This is a genomic window from Mycobacterium sp. VKM Ac-1816D (genome assembly GCF_000416385.1).
Lineage (GTDB): Bacteria > Actinomycetota > Actinomycetes > Mycobacteriales > Mycobacteriaceae > Mycobacterium > Mycobacterium neoaurum_A.
Map to the genome: position 1 here is coordinate 1 of NZ_AOHQ01000120.1, position 17,224 is coordinate 17,224.

The window sequence follows — 17,224 nt, forward strand, 5'->3', positions numbered from 1 at the left end:
AGCAGCGGGAGCGCGCTGCCCGCGTAGGCGAGCACCAGCGTGTAGACCGTGCTGGCGATGTGGTCGCGGCCGACCCGCATGGCGCCGAAGAACACCGCCCGCCGCGAATCGCTGTGTTGCGCCAGTTCGAAGGCCGTCGAGGCCTGCGTGACGGTGACGTCGTTGAGGACGCCGAGGGAACCGATGATGAAACCGGCCAGCAGCAGGCCGGTGATCGACACCCCACCGAGGAACGTCGCGACCGCGTTGTTCTCCTCCTCCGACAGCCCGGTGAGGTGGGTGAGTTCGATGGCCCCCCAGGACAGCGCCGTCGCCAACAGCAACGATGTCAGCGTGCCCAGTAGCGCGGCGCTGGTGCGCAGACTCACCCCGTGCGCCAGGTAGAGCACGGCGTAGAGGATCAGGGACGACGCCACCAGCGCCACCGGAATGGCATTCGCCCCGTCGCGCAGGGCGGGCAGCATGAACAGCACCAGCACCGCGAAGGCGACGGCGATACCGATCAGGGCGCGCAGACCCCGCCAGCCGGCGACGGCCACGACGACGATCGCGAAGGCCGCCGCCAGCGCGGTGAGCGTCCAACTGCGCTCGTAGTCGTAGAACGAGTAGATGGTGGTGCCGGTCGGGTCGACGGCGCGGGTGACGCGGATATCGTCGCCGACGACGAGCTGCGGTTGTCCGGGTCCGCCGCTGAACTCCAGCAGTGTGTAGGCGCCCTCGTTGGGGCCCGAGCCAATCCTGATGAACGACTGGGTGCAATACGTGTCACCGGTGCTGGGCGGGGGCGCGGAGGTGATGACCGCACCGACCGTGGGCCCACCGCAGGCTGCCTCCGAGACCGACACCACCCGGCCCGCCTCGGTGCTGACACCACCGCCCGCGGAATTCTGGAACGGCAGCGGGATGTCCAGTTTCTGCTGACTGGGCCACAGCCAGCCCACCCCGATCAGGGTGGCGACGCCGATCGCGATCAGCAGACCGACCACGACCCGTGCGGCCAGCGGGCCCAACGGCGAGGGGCCGCTCAGCGAATGCGAGTGTGAATGGGAATGGGCCACCCGCAACAGCGTAGGCGGTGTGCCTGCTACTGCCGGTAGCTGACCAGGAAGTTGCCGAGCCGGTCGATGGCGTTGGCCAGGTCGCGCGCCCATGGCAGCGTCACGATGCGCAGATGATCCGGTGTGGGCCAGTTAAATCCGGTGCCCTGGGTGACCAGGATCTTCTCCTGTAACAGCAGGTCGAGCACCAGTTGCTCGTCATCGTGGATGTCGTAGACCTCGGGGTCCAGCCGCGGGAACGCGTACAGCGCACCCTGGGGCTTCACACAGGACACTCCAGGAATCGCATTCAGCTTCTCCACCGCGACATCGCGCTGCTCGAGCAGCCGGCCGCCGGGCAGCACCAGATCGTCGATGCTCTGATGGCCGCCCAGGGCAACCTGAATGGCGTGCTGGGCAGGCACATTGGGGCACAGCCGCATATTGGCCAACAGGTTGATGCCCTCGATGAAGCTGCTCGCGTGTTCCTTGGGGCCGGTGATGACCAGCCAGCCCGACCGGTAGCCGGCCACTCGGTAGGCCTTGGAGAGCCCATTGAAGGTGAGGCACAACAGATCCGGAGCCAGGGTCGCCAGGCTGATGTGCTTGGCATCGTCGTAGAGGATCTTGTCGTAGATCTCGTCGGCCAATAGCAGCAGCTGATGCTTGCGCGCGAGTTCGACCATCTGCTCCAGGATTTCGCGGCTGTACACCGCGCCGGTCGGGTTGTTCGGGTTGATCACCACCAGCGCCTTGGTCCGCTCGGTGATCTTGGATTCCAGGTCGGCGATATCGGGATTCCAGCCCTGGGTCTCGTCGCACAGGTAGTGCACCGGGGTGCCGCCGGCCAGCGCGGTCGAGGCGGTCCACAGCGGGTAATCCGGTGCCGGGATGAGCACCTGGTCACCGTTGTCGAGCAACGCCTGCAACGTCATCGTGATGAGCTCGGAGACACCATTGCCCAGGAATACGTCGTCGACGTCGAACTTGGGAAAACCGTCGACCAGTTCGTAGCGGGTGAACACCGCGCGGCGGGCCGGGATGATGCCCTTGGAATCCGAATAGCCCTGCGCGGTGGGCAGGGCGGCGATGATGTCGCGCATGATCACATCGGGGGCCTCGAACCCGAACGGGGCGGGGTTGCCGATGTTGAGCTTGAGGATGCGGTGGCCCTCGGACTCCAACCGGGAGGCCTGCTCGTGTACCGGCCCGCGGATCTCGTACAGGACGTCCTGCAGCTTGGTCGACTGGGCGAACGTCCGCGGACGCGGCTGCGGGCTCTGATGCCACGTTCGGTCGGGAAGCTGATGGGTACTCACGAGAAATAGTGTCCCACGCGTTGACAACCGGATTTTCGTGCCGCATAACGGTTTGACTGTCACGACGGTAAATTCATGGCCGCTCGACGCCGTTTTTCGCCATTACGGTGCTATTTTCCGATCCATTATGACGTCGATGACACGCTCGCTGACCGCGGCAATGGGAATTGCTGCGGCAGCAGCCCTGGCCCTGGCTGCGCCCGCCCAGGCCGCACCGCCATTACTCAATGGCTCCTATTCGGGGGCGGAGGGCGACCCGGACAACGTCTGGGTGGTGGCCAGCACGTGCGACCCTTCCGGATGTACCGGGACGGTATCGAGCAACCAGGGCTGGTCGACACCCATGACATTGGTCGGCGGCATCTGGAATTTCTCGGTCACCAAACCGGATGGATTCATCTGCCCGGATGGAAGTTATGCCCCGGCAATAGTCCATATGACCGTCGATCCGGTGACGCTCGGGGGCGTGCTGTCGGCCGATTCGAACGGCGAATGCCCGGGCGGCATCATCAGCGCCACACCATTCCAATTGAAGGCGCTCTAGCCAACGCCGAACGGCCAGTTATGACACGGCTTTGCGCTGAAAGCGTGTCACAACTGGCCGCTCGGCAGTAGGTGCGGGGTCAGCGCTTACCGGGCCGACGGGCTCCCTTGGCGATGCCCAGACCCTTCACCGGGGGCTCGTCACCCACGACGCGGGCGTCCCCACCGGAACCGTTGGAGGTCGGCGCCGGTGCGGGCTCGGGCTCGGCCGGTTCAGAGGCCGCAGCGGTTTCAGGAACCACAGCGGCTTCCGGAGCCTCGGGCGCCGCAGGTGCGGCGGCGGCGGGCTTGGGCGCGGCGGCCTTCTTCGCCCCGGGACGACGAGCGCCTGCGGCGATACCCAATCCGACGACGGGCGGCTCGGGCTTGGACTCCTCGATCCCCGTATCCGCACCGGCGGTGTCCTGCGAGGTGGTCGTCTCCGCCGGGGTCGCGGCGGGTGCCGCTGCCGCGGGTGCCGCTGGGGCCTTCTTGGCCCCCGGACGGCGGGCGCCGGAGGCGATCCCCAATCCCTTGACCTCGGGTTCGGGCTTCGCAGGCTCGGCCGGTGCCGTCTCCGCCGGGGTCGCGGCGGGTGCCGCTGCCGCGGGTGCGGCCTTCTTCGCGCCCGGACGCTTGGCGCCACCGGCGATGCCCAGACCCTTGACCGGAGCGGCCGTCTCGGCGGCCGGTGCGGCCGCGGGTGCCGATGCTGCCGGTGCGGCCTTCTTGGCGCCGGGACGCTTTGCGGCACCGGCGATGCCCAGGCCCTTGACGGGTGCGGCGGCGGCCGGAGCCGCGGCCTTCGCGGGAGTGGCCGTCTCCTCGGCGACCGCTTCCTCTTCGGCGGCCTCTTCGACCGCAGGTGCGGCGGCGGCCTCGGCTTCGGCCCGCTTCTCGGCGAGCTCGGCCGACCACTTGGCCGCGGTGCCCTTCTCGGGCAGCGTGTAGAGGCTGGTCTCCAGCGAGGCCAGCAGCAGCTGTGCCACGTCGAGCACCTCTGCCTTCTGCCGGTCGGTCGCCGTGGCCACCTCGTCGACACCGTCGGTGATCATGACGCGGCAGAACGGGCAGCCGGTCGCGATGGCCGAGGCGCCGGTGTCCAGGGCCTCCTCGGTGCGCTCCTGGTTGACGCGCTTGCCGATGTGCTCTTCCATCCACATCCGGGCGCCACCGGCACCACAGCACAGGCCGCGGTCGGCGTGCCGGGGCATCTCGGTGAGCTTCGCGCCGGCCGCACCGACCAGCTCACGCGGTGCCTCGTACTCCTTGTTGTGGCGCCCGAGGAAGCAGGGGTCGTGGTAGGTGACGTCCTGGCCGACGGGGTTGATCGGGATGAGCCGCTTCTCGCGGACCAGGCGGTTGAGCAGCTGCGTGTGGTGCACGACCTGGTAGTCGGACCCGAGCTGCGGGTACTCGCGGTTGATCGTGTTGTAGCAGTGCGGGCAGGTCACCACGACCTTGCGCTTGGCGGTCTCGACACCCTCGAACAGCTCGTTGATGGTCTCGACGTTCTGCGCGGCCAGCTGCTGGAACAGGAACTCGTTACCCGCGCGGCGGGCCGAGTCGCCGGTGCAGGTCTCACCGGTGCCGAGCACCAGGAACTTCACACCCGCGGTGGCCAGCAGTTCGGCGACGGCCTTGGTGGTCTTCTTGGCGCGGTCCTCGTAGGCGCCGGCGCAGCCGACCCAGAACAGGTACTCGAACCCGTCGAAGGACTCCACGTCCTGGCCGTAGACCGGGACGTCGAAGTCGACCTCGTCGATCCAGTTGGTGCGGTCCTTGGCGTTCTGGCCCCAGGGGTTGCCCTTGTTCTCCAGGTTCTTGAACAGCACACCGAGCTCACCGGGGAACTCGGATTCGACCATCACCTGGTAGCGGCGCATGTCGACGATGTGGTCGATGTGCTCGATGTCCACCGGGCACTGCTCCACGCAGGCGCCGCAGTTGGTGCAGGACCACAGCACGTCGGGATCGATGACGCCGCCCTGTTCGGCGGTGCCGACCAGCGGGCGCAGCGCCTGCTCGGGGCCGGAACCTTCGATGCGTGCGAAGCCGTCCTCGGGCACACCGTGTCCGTGCAGGCTGTCGCCGAGCTCGGCGAAGTCGACCGAGCCCTCCTCGGGCATGGGCTTGCCCTCGATCAGGTAGGGCGCCTTGGCGAACATGTGGTCGCGCAGGTTCATGATGACGAGCTTGGGCGACAACGGCTTACCGGTGTTCCAGGCCGGGCATTGCGACTGGCAACGTCCGCACTCGGTACAGGTGGTGAAGTCGAGGTAGCCCTTCCAGGTGAAGTCCTCGATCTTGCCGCGGCCGAACACCGCGTCGTCGGCGGGATCGTCGAAGTCGATCTTCTCGCCCTTGTGCTCCATCGGCAGCAGCGGGCCGAGGCCGTCGGGCAGCCGCTTGAAGGTGACGTTGATGGGCGCCAGGCCGATGTGCAGGTGCTTGGAATGCAGCACGATCAGCAGGAACACCAGCATCACGCCGATGTGACCCATCAGCGCGATGGTCTCGATCCACATGTTCGCGGTCGGTCCGAGCGGGGCCAGCAGCCAGGCGACTCCGTCGGAGAGGAACGCGCCGTTCTGGTAGGGGAAGCGTTCGTCGAGCACGTTCACCGCGGCACCGCGGAACAGCGCGTAGGTCGCGATGACCAGGAAGATCATGAACAAGATCTCCCAGGCGCCACCGGTGTGCGAGCCGTAGAACCGAGATTCGCGACCGATCTTCTTGGGTTCGCGGGCGATGCGGATGATCGCGAAGGTGACGATGCCCAGGAACACCATGAGGGCGAAGAAATCCTGCAGGAAGCCCAGCACGGCCCAGCGGCCGACGAAGGGAATGTGGAACTCGGGGTCGAACAGGACGCCGTAGGCCTCCAGGTACACCGTGGCCAGGACGAAGAAGCCCCACATGGTGAAGAAGTGCGCGATGCCGGGGATGGACCACTTGAGGAGCTTCGACTGGGCGAAGACTTCCTTGTTCTGGTTCAGGAATCGGCGGACGAGATCGTCCTTGCGGCCGCGTTCGTCGCCGAGCTTCTGGCCCGAGCTGATCAGCTTGGTGAGCCACAGGACGCGCTTTGCAGCAAACACCAACACGACGGCGGTCATCAGCAGGCCGAGGATCAATCTGCTGATTTCGAGAGTGTGCTGCACGGCGTGCCTCCCAGTGGTTTTCGGTTACTAGCCGGTAACTTGAGCGCGGTTACTCACGGGTAACTTAGGCTAGTTGCCTGCTCATAGTTACATCACCAAAGTTGGCGCCGCTAGCAAGGCTGTCCTAACTAGTCGGTTGGCTACCCTGCTCGGTGGCTCGGGAGACCGCTCAGGCGGTCGTTCCGAGCAGCGCACGCAGCATCGACAGCATCTCCGAACGGGACTCCGCGCCCAGCCGGCGACGGATGCGGGCGACGTGATGCTCGACGGTCTTGGCGGAGATGAACAACTGGCTGCCGATATCGCGGTAGGGCATTCCGAGGAGAAGGAGTTCGGCCACCTCGCGCTCGCGGTCGGACAGCGTCGACGGCGCTGTCGGCCGGGCCGGCGCGGAAGTGGGTGGCGTGGTCGGATCGGTGCCCGGAACCGGGCCGTCAGGTCTGTGGGCAAGATCACCGTCGGATCCGTCCGGGTCCGCCATGGTGATCTTGAGATCGCGGGCCAGTTGCAGCATCACGCCCGAGATGCGCGGATCCGGTGTCTGCAGCGCCGCCTGGCTGGCCAGTCGGGTCGCATCCCAGGTGAGTCCGAACTGCGCCAGGCCGTTGGCGGCCGCGGTGACCTCGTCGACATCGACCTGATTGGCCAACACCCGAAGCCAGGTGCGGCCCGCCGCCGCGAGCGCGCGGGCGAAGCTGCTGTGCGGCGCCGCCGTCGTCAGCGCGTGCCCGTGCGGTGCCACGGCGTCGGGGGAGTTGGACAGGATGCCGGCGTGCACGCCCGCCCAGTGCAACGGCACCGACCACAGGACCGGTTTGCCGAGCCGGTTCAGCAGGTCGAAGGCGGTGTCGATGTGGTGCTGCACCTGGTCGACCAGGCGTAACCGGGCCGCCGCCACCCACAGCTCCCCGAGCGGCAGCAGAGAGTAGAGGTCCAGCGAGTACTCCGAGAGCACCTCCATGGCCGCATACCAATGCTTCTGCACCCCGCCGCTGTCACCGTTGCGGCGCGCGATCGCGGTGCGCAATGCCGCCGCCCACAGCGCATCGCGGCGATGCAACGTCGCGCCGTCGGTCGCGGCGACCTCGGCGTTGGCCCCGGCCAACCGGCCGTCGAGCATCCGCGACCATCCCCACAGCAGCCGGTGCCGGTGGGCGGTGAAGGGTTCGGGGTGTCCGCGGGTCGCCCTGCCGATGATGCTGCGGGCACGGACCGCGTCGCCACCGTGCAGCGCGGCGAGGGTGACCAGAGCGGACGGGCTGTCGGGGATGACGACCGATATCGGGTGGTCGGCCGTGACCGCCTGGCTCAACGTCGCGATCGCGGTCGGGAACGGCGCCGTCAGCGACTCGAGCAGACCTTCGGCCAGCCGGCGCGATGCCCGCGCGGTCGACGTCGGCGGTCCGGCGTCCGGCATCGCCAGGGCGGCGCGGGCCGCCGCGGCGTCGCCGGTACCGATCGCGACCACTGCGGCGGCGGATGCGATGACGGCGTCGGGGTAGGGGCCCAGCCAGGCGAACACGTCGCCGGCCTGTGCCGCACCACCATCGTGGATGGCGACGCTGGCCGCGACCCGGACCGCGGCGGCGCGCTGGACCGGATCGGTCGCGGAGAGCAGCTCGTCGGCCAGCCGCGCCGCGGCCGCGCAGTCCCCGCTGAGGGCGAGTGCGTCGGCGAGTTCGGCACTGAGCTCGGTCGAGCCGGCGTCGGCGGCCGCGCGGTACAACCGTGCCGCCTGCGCCGGTTGGTCGCGGTTGTCGACGGCCAGGTCCGCCAGCGCCGCGGCCAGTTGCGGATCCCGCAGCCCGTGCTCGGCCATTGCGAGAGCCAGATCGACTGTCAGCGTGGACATCTGGATCTGGGTGCGCAGCAGTGACAGTTCGAGGTCGTGATGGCGGGCGGCTCCGACGACCTCGGCGGCCGCACGGTGCACGGTCCTGACAAAACCCCGATGCCGGCCTGCGGCGAGCAGCCCGCCGGCATGCGCCTCGCCGACGAGCTGCCGGGCCGGGTCGATGTCCAGGCCCAGCGCCGCGGCGATATCGTCGGCTCCCAGGCCGGACACCAGCGAGCACAGCAACACGGTGTCCAGGACCGGTTGCGGTATCTGGCGTAGCCGCTCCACCAGGGCGAAGCGGGCCGAATCGGCCGGCGGGCGCTGCGGTGCGGACACCGCGGCGTGCACCAGGAACGGCAGGCCGGCCGTCGCGGTCTGCACCGCCGCGACGAACTCGGCGTCGGGGGAGCCACCGCTCTTCTCGGCCGCGGCGCGATGGATCTCGGCCCCCGTCCACGGGCCAAGCGGGACAGCGGGTCCCTCTCTGGTGAGGGCAATGGTCAAGGCGCGCAGGGCATCCCGGTGCACCGAGGGTTCGCAGGCCACTACGACGGTGCGGTCGGTGTCGGCCGCGAGCTCGGTCAACACGGCCAACTGGTCGTCGTCGAGAAGGTGCGCATCATCGATGACCAGCGCCGCGGAAACGACTTCCCCGGCCTGCGGGACCCGGCTCAGCACGGGAACCCCGGCGCTGCGCAGCGCGGTGCGCACCGTGCCGAGCAACGTCGTCTTACCGGTCCCGATCCCGCCGGTGACCAGCACCCGGACCGGATCGGCCGGTGCCTGCAGCAGCGCCGGGATCACGGTCGGACTAGGCGGCGCCGTCTATGACGGGATCCACCGGCTCGGGCGCCGGTTCTGGCGCCGGTTCGGGGGCAGGGGCCGCCGTGGTGGTGACGACCGGCTGCGTGGTGGTCACCGGAGGCTGGGTGGTGGTCACCGGCGGAGTCGTCGTCGTGGGCGGCGTCGTCGTGGTCGTCGTGGTGGTCGTCGTTGTCGTCGTCGTGGTGGTGGTCGTGGTGGTCGTCGACGAGGTGGTGGACGGCGTCGTCGTGGTGCTGCTGCTGGACGGGGGCGGCGGTGGCGGCGGGATCTCCGAGGTGGTGACAACGCCGTTCTCACCGGTGACGGTGACCGTCTGGGTGGTCTGCACCGGCTCGGTCGAGAAGCTTGTCGCGGTTTCGGTGACGGGGCCGCTGGGTCCACTGTTGCCGGTCAGCGTGACCGCCAACCCGCCGACGGCCAGCAGCGCCGCTGCGGCCGCGGCGCCGAACAGCAGTGGTGGCCGCTTGTACCAGGGCAGTGGCGCCGGTTCGGCGGGATAGTCGTCCTCGCCGGTGGCGAATTCGAGCTGCGGGCGGGCATCGGTAGGGCTTGGGGTGTAACCGGTTTGATAGTCCGGCCCCTGATACGGCACGGGCTCGCCGGTGGGGGCGTCCTCGTCCTGGGACCAGGCCAACCCACCCGACGGTCCCTCCTCGGCGGGGGGTGTTGCGCCGGCCCAGCCCATCGTCGGCGCCATGCCGGTCGGTGCCGCATCCGGGGAGGCCACCGGAGCCAGCCCGGTCGCGGCGCCGGCCTCCGACGCCAGGTCGGCCACCAGCGCCGCACCCGCGGCCACACCGGCAGCCGCCAGCGGCGCGGTGCTCACCGGCGCCTGCAAGCGTTCGGAAAGACGCTGCGTGACAAGCGGAATGGCCGCACCGCCGCCGACGGTCGCGACCGCCGAGATGTCGCCCGGTCCAATATTGTTGTGCTGCAACAGCTCGTCGATGGCGCCCAGCAGGCCGTTCAGCGGCTCTTCGATCAGTTGCTCGAGCTCGGATCGGGTGACCCGGACCTCGGAGCTGAATCCGGGGAGTTCGGCCGGGATCGCGGTCGCCGTTTCGGCGGACAGCCGTTCCTTGGCGCGGCGGCATTCGTCGCGCAGCCGGCCCAATGATCCGACGGCCGCCGTTCCGGCCGGGTCGGCCGCACCGGCATCGGCGATTCCGGTGATGACGTGGTTGAGCAGCGCCTGGTCGATCTGGTCACCGGAGAATTCCGGGTAGCGCAGCGTCGCGCCGATCGGGGCGAGCTGGGCGCCCGCATCGGCGAGCGTCACACTGGTGCCGCTGCCACCGAGATCGACGAGCGCGACCACGCCGGAGGACGGCAGGTTACCGGCGGTGCGCAGACCGGCAAGTGCGGCAATGGAATCCGGCACCAGGGCGGCATTGGCCAGACCCGGTTTGCTGCGCAGTGCACCCTGCAGGGCGGCCACCACGTTGCCCGACCAGTGGGCCGGGACCGCGATGGTGATCGGATTGCCCCCGCCGACGGTGTGGGCCATCGCGTCGAGTGCTTCCGCGAGCACCTGCTCGCCACGGTGTGAGGAGCCGTCGGAAGCCACCAGCGGCACCGGGTCGCCGACCCGGTCGACGAACCCGCCGAGCACCAGGCCCTGGCCGCTCAGGTTCGGGTTCTCGCTCGGGACGCCCACCTCGGGGGCCCGGTCGGTGAACACGGTCAGCACGGACCGTCGGGTGACCGGCGCACGACCTGCGCGGGCCGCCACCAAATTGGTCGCCCCGACGGACAACCCCAGCGAGTCGCTCATGGAGCGGCCCCTCCCTCGTCTTTGCTCATCAGTCCTGCCACACCTTATCGGCTGGGATACCGTCGACGCGGTAATCCCCCTAACGTGTCGAAACCCCTAATGGGTGATCCCCTAACGGCCGATGCCGGCGAGTGGGTTCAACACCGATCTCGGGAGCCGCCGTCGTGGATAACATCGGTGCACGAGCACCAGATGTAACGGACTTCAGGGACGGGGATTGATGAGTAACTCGCTGCTCGACTTCGTGATGGCGGTGGTGCGTGACCCCGATGTCGCGGCAAGCTATGCCGCCGACCCTACCCAGGCGATCGCCGATGCCGGGCTGACCGACATCACCATCGCCGATGTGAACCAGCTTATTCCGGTGGTCAGCGAGACCGTGGCTCCCGCCGCCGATGCCAACGTCTGGGCCACGGGCGCGGCCACCGCGGCGTTCGACGCCTTCGGTATCGATGACGCGGTCCCGACAACGGTCGATGACCTGCACCATCTCGATATTCCTGCGGTGGTGGACACCGCGCCGGAGATCCACGATGTCGGTGGCACCCTCGACGACGTGTTCACCGGTCAGGACCTCCCGGCAAGTCCGGTGATCGTCGACGAGCCGGTCGCCGACCCGGTGTTCGAACCCGTCGTGGCCGATTGGTCGCTGCCCGAGCAGCCCGTCGACCCCGAGCACCACGACTTCCACACCTTCGACTGATCGATCTCCGGACGAGCCCGCCCACAGCCACTGTGGGCGGGCTTTTTCGCGTGCCGATATCCGCCCCGGCGGCATCCCCTAATCCCCTAATGGGGGTGGCCCCTAAACCCCTGTACGGGGTTCGGGCGGGAGGGGAATCAGCCCCGTTTCAGCGGGGTCGGCGGATCCATAACGTTGTCTTCAGTTCGCCGGACCATCCAGCGACAGGAACAAAGACTCCTGAGCCAAGATCGAGAAAGGCACCGAAATGACCACCATCATCGACTACATCCTCGACCTGTTCCGCAGCCCCGATGTGGCAGGCGCCTTCATCGCCGACCCGGAGCAGGCGTTGCGCGACGCCGGTCTGCCCAACGTCACCGCGGCCCAGCTGCACGCTGTCGCCGCCACGGCCGCACCGGCCGGTGTCGCCCTCGGCGGCGGGGACCCCATCCTCGGCCTGCAGCGCGCGGTTGCCGACCACCACAGCCTGGCCAACTCGTTCGCCCCGATGTACGCCCCGCAGCGCACCTTCGCACCGGAGACCGACATCGCCAGCCACAACCGGACCAACGCCGAGTTCCTCAGCCCGGACCAGAGCTCCGGGGCCAACTCTCAGGTCGGCGGCTTCAACCTGGGCTTCGGTGACATCACCTTCGGCAACAAGACCGCCAACACCGCCACCGACGGCGGCGTCGTCGTCGACGGCAACAACGCGGGCACCGTCACCACCGGCAACGGCAACGTGGTCGGCGACGAGAATGTCACCGGCAAGGACATCGTGGTCGGCGACGACAACGTCACCGGTCACCACAACGTCGTCGGCGACGAGAACGTCACCGACAATTCCGAGGTCGACGTCAAGACCGGCAACCACTCGCCGGTCATCGTGGGCAGCGAGAACGAGGTGCATGACAACTCGCAGATCGCCGGCGACGACATCATCTCCGGCAACAAGAGCCCGGTGCTCAACGATGTCGACACCAGCGGCGGCCACGGCGGCGGCGCGGTGGCCGGCGGCGGCCTCCTCGGCGGCGGCAGCGCCGCCGGTGGCGACGGTGGTCACGGCGGTGGCATCACCATCGTCGACAACTCCGGTGAGATCGACAACAGCGCCGACCACACCCTGGTCGACCACTCCGAGCACACCGCCGTCGACAACTCGGTCGACAACTCGGTCGGCATCCACACCAACATGGACACCCACGTCGAGACCAATATCGACGCCGGACTGTTCTAAGAAGATCCCTCCACCGAGAACTGGCGGGGACCGCTCCTGGTCCCCGCCAGTTCGCACGTTTACCGTGGACGCCCAGGAGAGGAACCCCGATGACGACGAACGCGCCGACGAGCTCAGATCCTCGCAAGACGAAGGTCATCGTCGAGCTCATCGACCACACCACCAGAATCGCCGAGCTCTACGAGCGCACCGATCTGGTGGAACGGCTACGGGTCGCCAAGAACAAGATCGCCGATCCGCACATCCGGGTGGTCATCGCCGGACAGCTCAAACAAGGCAAGAGTCAGCTGCTGAACTCGCTGCTCAACCTGCCGGTCGCCCGCGTCGGCGACGATGAGAGCACGGTCGTGGCGACCGTCGTCTCCTATGCCGAGGAACCGTCGGCTCGCCTGGTCCTGGCCGGACCGGGTGGGCTGGAGTACGCGCCCATCGAGATGGCCGACCTCAAGAAGGACCTGCGCCGGCTGCCGGTCGCGCTGGGCCGGGAGGTAGTGCGCGCGGAGGTGGGCGCACCCGCGCCGATGCTCAAGAACGGCCTCACCTTCATCGACACCCCCGGCGTGGGCGGGCATGGGCAGCCGCACCTTTCGGCCACGCTGGGCCTGTTGCCCGATGCCGACGCGCTGTTGATGGTCAGCGATACCAGCCAGGAGTTCACCGAACCGGAACTGACGTTCATCCGGCAGGCTGTCGAGATCTGCCCGGTGGCCGCCGTCATCGCCACCAAGACCGATCTGTACCCGTACTGGCGCGATATCGTCGGCGTCGACACCGCGCACCTGGGCCGCGCCGGTGTCCAGATCCCGGTGATCCCGGCCAGTTCGGTGCTGCGCGGACATGCCATCAGCCTCAACGACAAGGAGCTCAACGCCGAGTCGAACTTCCCGGCCATCATCTCATTCCTTTCCGAGAAGGTGATGTCACGCGAGACCGACCGGATCCGCGACCATGTCGTCACCGAAATACGCGCCGCCGCAGAGCATCTGCGACTATCCATCGATACCGAGCTGGCCGCGCTGGACGACCCGGCCACCCGTGAGAAGCTCACCGCCGAGCTGGAACGTCGCAAGCAGGAAGCCCAGAACGCGCTCCAGCAGACCGCGCTGTGGCAGCAGCGGCTCAACGACGGTATCGCCGACCTGACCGCAGATATCGACCACGACCTGCGAAACCGATTCCGCCACATCACCGCTCACACCGAGAAGGTGATCGACGGCTGTGACCCGACCCTGCACTGGGCCGAGGTCGGTGCCGAGTTGGAGGATGCCGTGGCCACGGCCGTCGGTGACAACTTCGTCTGGGCCTACCAGCGCGCCGACGCCCTGGCCGCCGAGGTGGCCAGGCTCTTCATGGAGGCCGGCCTGGACGCCGTCGAACTACCCCAGGTCAGTGCCCGCGATATGGGCGCCGGGTTCGGTGAGTTCAAATCGCTTGCCCGGCTGGAGGCCAAACCGATCAAGGCGGGCCACAAGGTGGTCACCGGTATGCGCGGCTCCTACGGCGGCATCCTCATGTTCGGCATGCTGACCTCGTTCGCCGGGCTCGGCATGTTCAACCCGTTGTCACTGGGGGCGGGATTCCTGTTGGGGCGCAAGGCCTACAAGGAGGACATGGAAAACCGGATGCTGCGGGTGCGCAACGAAGCCAAGACCAATGTGCGCCGCTTCGTCGACGACGTCTCCTTCGTGGTGAACAAGGAGTCCCGGGACCGTTTGCGCGCCATCCAGCGTCAGCTGCGCGATCACTACCGCAGCATCGCCGACCAGACCAGTCGGTCACTCAACGAGTCGCTGCAGGCCGCGCTGTCCTCGGCCAAACTCGAGGAGGCCGAGCGCGACACCAGGATCAAGGAACTGCGCCGTCAGCTCGACATCCTGCGTCAGGTGATCGAGAACACCGACAAGCTGGTGGGCGGGTAGTCACTAAGCTTGTCCGGGTCATGAGCACCAGCGATCACGTCCGCGCCATCCTGGCCGGCACCGTCAACGCCTATCGCGCCGATCCCGCCTACCGGAATCGGCCCGATGCGCATGCCGAACTGGATCGCATCGGCCGCCGGCTCAATCAGCCGATGCGGATCGCACTGGCAGGCACCCTCAAGGCCGGTAAGTCGACACTGGTGAACGCCCTTGTCGGGGAGGACATCGCCCCGACCGACGCCACCGAGGCCACCCGCATCGTGACCTCGTTCCGGCACGGACCCACTCCCAAGGTGACCGCCAACCATCGGGACGGCCGGACCTCGAACGTGCCGATCGCGCGGGCCACCGAGGACGGGCAGCGCGGTCTGACGTTCAGCTTCGCCGGACTGGACCCGGCCGATATCGAGGATCTCGACGTCGCCTGGCCGGCCGCCGAACTCATCGACGCCACCATCATCGACACTCCCGGCACGTCCTCGCTGTCACGCGATGTCTCCGAGCGCACCCTTCGTCTGCTGGTGCCCCAGGATGGTGTGCCGCGCGTCGATGCGGTCGTGTTCCTGTTGCGCACCCTCAATGCCGCCGATATCGCGCTGCTCAAACAGATCGGTGAGCTCACCGGCGGTGAGACCGGCGCGCTGGGCGTCATCGGGGTCGCCTCGCGTGCCGACGAGATCGGCGCCGGACGTCTCGACGCCATGTTGTCCGCACGCGAGGTGGCGACGCGGTTCACCGCCGAGATGGACAAGACCGGCATCTGCCAGGCAGTGGTTCCGGTCTCCGGGCTGCTCGCGCTGACCGCGCGGACGCTGCGCCAGAGCGAGTTCGTCGCACTGGAGAAGTTGGCGGCCATGGAACCCGCCGATCTGACCAAGGCGATGCTCAGTGCTGACCGGTTCGTCCGCGAGGACGAGTCGTTGCCGGTGGACGCCGCGACCCGCGCGGCGCTGCTGGAGCGGTTCGGCATGTTCGGCCTGCGTATCTCGATCGCGGTGCTGCGGGCCGGTATCAGCGATTCGGTGGCGCTGGCCGACGAACTGCTGGAGCGCAGCGGTCTGATCGCGTTGCGCGATGTCATCGACCAGCAGTTCGCCCAGCGTTCGGATCTGCTCAAGGCGCACACCGCGCTGTTGTCGCTTCGGCGGTTCGTGCAGGTGAATCCGGTCTACGCGGCCCGGCAGATCCTTGCCGACATCGACCCGCTGCTTGCCGACACGCATGCCTTCGAGGAACTCCGACTGCTGAGCCAATTACGTTCGCGCCCAACGACCTTGACCGACGACGAGATGGCCTCGCTGCGCAGGCTGATCGGGGCGGCGGGTACCGATGCGGCCAGCAGGCTCGGATTGGGGCCGTTGGCCCCCGGCCTGGGATCCGACGACGGGCCGCGCGCGGCGTTCGCCGCCACCCAGCGCTGGCGCCGCCGTGCGGAGCACCCGCTCAATGACCCGTTCACCGCGCGGGTATGCCGGGCTGCCGTCCGCAGCGCCGAGGCGCTGGTCGCGGAATTCCACGCGTTGGGCCGCTAGGGAGCGGGGAGCGGGTACAGCGTCCTGGTCTCGTTCTGCCGGTTGCGCCGGGTGGTGGTGGTTTCCTCGTCGTCGTCCTCGTCGTCGTTCTGCCGGGTGCGCTCGGTGCGGGTCCGCTCACGGGTGGTGGTCGTGGTCGTCTCGCTGGTTTCGGGTCCCAGGATGTCGCTGGTCTGCGGCGGCACGTAGCTGCTGGTCGTCGAGGCCGACCCGGTGGTGGTGGCCGACGAGGTACCGCTGTCATCGGTGAAGGTCGGCGTCACATACTCCGGCGGGGGTGCCGGCGTGTTCACCTGGCGGACCAGCGTCAACGTCAGCCACACGACCAGGCCGATGGCGACCAGTGCCGCGACACTCGCGGCGAGCAGGGTGGGCGTTCGCTCATGCCATTTGGGATCGCCCGTCACGGCCACCGATGGTAGCCGTGTGTCAGTCCAACTGCCCGATGACCTCGGTGGCGAAGAACTCCAGGTGGTCCAGATCCGACATGTCCAGTACCTGCAGGTAGACCCGCTGAACACCGGCCTGGGTGAAGGCGCCGAGCTTGTCGACGATCTCGGCCGGGGTGCCGACGACCGGCGAATTGCCCCGCATCTCGTCCAGCTCACGCCCGATCGCCCCGGCCCGCCGCGTCAGCACGGTCTCGTCGGCGCCGGCACACAGCACGAATGCCGCCGAATACACCAGTGACCCCGGGGCGCGCCCGGCGGCGGCCACGGCGGCCGTGACCCGGTCGAACTGGGCCGTCAGATCCTCCAGCGAGGCGAACGGGATGTTGAACTCGTCGGCGAAGCGCGCGGTCAGCGCCGGGGTCCGCTTGGGGCCCGCACCGCCGATGATGATCGGCACCCGCTGCTGTGCGGGTTTGGGCAGGGCGGGGGAGTCCTTGACCGTGTAGTGGGTGCCGGCGAAGTCATAGGTCTCGCCGATCGGGGTGCCCCATAGTCCGGTCAGGATCTGCAACTGCTCGGTCAGCCTGTCGAAGCGCTCGCCCAACGGCGGGAACGGGATGGCGTAGGCCTGGTGTTCGGCCTCGAACCACCCGGCGCCGATACCGAGTTCGACCCGTCCGCCGCTCATCTCGTCGACCTGGGCCACCGCGATGGCCAGCGGACCCGGATGCCGGAAGGTGGCCGAGGTGACCATGGTGCCGAGCCGGATGGTGGAGGTTTCCCGCGCGATACCGGCCAGGGTGACCCAGGAGTCGGTGGGGCCGGGCAGCCCGTCACCGGCCATCGCCAGGTAGTGGTCGGACCGGAAGAACGCCGAATACCCCAGCTGTTCGGCGGCGCGGGCCACCGCGAGTTGGTCGGCGTAGCTCGCGCCCTGCTGTGGTTCGACGAAGACCCGGAAATCGATGCTGGACATGGTTT

Annotated in this window: 12 protein-coding genes; 5 read left to right on the top strand and 7 right to left on the bottom strand. The window is 68.2% G+C overall.

The features are described 5' to 3' along the window. The coding region (locus tag G154_RS06460; RefSeq protein WP_036479170.1) for a YibE/F family protein at positions 1-1,058 on the bottom strand (1,058 nt) is incomplete at its 3' end. A gap of 26 nt (positions 1,059-1,084) precedes the next feature. Beyond that, positions 1,085-2,383 (bottom strand): pyridoxal phosphate-dependent aminotransferase, encoded by a 1,299-nt coding sequence (locus G154_RS06465; RefSeq protein WP_023985212.1) that lies wholly within the window; start codon positions 2,381-2,383, stop codon positions 1,085-1,087. A gap of 109 nt (positions 2,384-2,492) precedes the next feature. Between G154_RS06465 and G154_RS06470 the strand changes: the two genes are divergently transcribed. Next, positions 2,493-2,900, top strand: coding sequence for a hypothetical protein (locus G154_RS06470; RefSeq protein ID WP_234713158.1), 408 nt, complete (start codon positions 2,493-2,495; stop codon positions 2,898-2,900). A gap of 79 nt (positions 2,901-2,979) precedes the next feature. On the opposite strand, the gene G154_RS06475 is transcribed toward G154_RS06470, so the two are convergent. From G154_RS06475 to G154_RS06485, 3 genes are all read right to left on the bottom strand, one after another. Then, on the bottom strand, positions 2,980-5,997 hold the full coding sequence (locus G154_RS06475; RefSeq protein WP_187697589.1) for a (Fe-S)-binding protein: 3,018 nt from the start codon (positions 5,995-5,997) through the stop codon (positions 2,980-2,982). Positions 5,998-6,211: 214 nt separating this feature from the next. After that, positions 6,212-8,683 (bottom strand): isoniazid response ATPase/transcriptional regulator IniR, encoded by a 2,472-nt coding sequence (iniR, locus tag G154_RS06480; RefSeq protein WP_019512856.1) that lies wholly within the window; start codon positions 8,681-8,683, stop codon positions 6,212-6,214. A gap of 7 nt (positions 8,684-8,690) precedes the next feature. Continuing rightward, positions 8,691-10,478, bottom strand: a complete 1,788-nt coding sequence (locus G154_RS06485; protein WP_019512855.1) for an Hsp70 family protein — start codon at positions 10,476-10,478, stop codon at positions 8,691-8,693. A gap of 220 nt (positions 10,479-10,698) precedes the next feature. Here G154_RS06485 and G154_RS06490 point away from each other — a divergent pair, with 220 nt between their 5' ends. From G154_RS06490 to G154_RS06505, 4 genes are all read left to right on the top strand, one after another. After that, a complete protein-coding gene (locus G154_RS06490; protein WP_019512854.1) occupies positions 10,699-11,181 on the top strand; it encodes an IniB N-terminal domain-containing protein in 483 nt (160 codons plus the stop codon). Between the two features lie 247 nt (positions 11,182-11,428). Next, entirely contained in the window at positions 11,429-12,400 is a 972-nt protein-coding gene (locus G154_RS06495; RefSeq protein WP_019512853.1) for an IniB N-terminal domain-containing protein, read from the top strand. A gap of 89 nt (positions 12,401-12,489) precedes the next feature. Next, positions 12,490-14,319 carry a dynamin family protein gene (locus tag G154_RS06500; protein WP_019512852.1) on the top strand — a complete coding sequence of 610 codons (1,830 nt, stop codon included), beginning with the start codon at positions 12,490-12,492 and terminating at the stop codon, positions 14,317-14,319. Between the two features lie 20 nt (positions 14,320-14,339). Continuing rightward, positions 14,340-15,851 carry a dynamin-like GTPase family protein gene (locus G154_RS06505; RefSeq protein ID WP_019512851.1) on the top strand — a complete coding sequence of 504 codons (1,512 nt, stop codon included), beginning with the start codon at positions 14,340-14,342 and terminating at the stop codon, positions 15,849-15,851. Here G154_RS06505 and G154_RS26340 read toward each other — a convergent pair. Both G154_RS26340 and G154_RS06515 read right to left on the bottom strand, forming a co-directional pair. Beyond that, positions 15,848-16,258 carry a hypothetical protein gene (locus G154_RS26340; protein ID WP_131701348.1) on the bottom strand — a complete coding sequence of 137 codons (411 nt, stop codon included), beginning with the start codon at positions 16,256-16,258 and terminating at the stop codon, positions 15,848-15,850. The two genes, G154_RS06505 and G154_RS26340, sit on opposite strands and share 4 nt — an antisense overlap. A gap of 22 nt (positions 16,259-16,280) precedes the next feature. After that, on the bottom strand, positions 16,281-17,219 hold the full coding sequence (locus G154_RS06515) for an LLM class F420-dependent oxidoreductase (RefSeq protein WP_019512849.1): 939 nt from the start codon (positions 17,217-17,219) through the stop codon (positions 16,281-16,283). Positions 17,220-17,224: the final 5 nt, after the last annotated feature.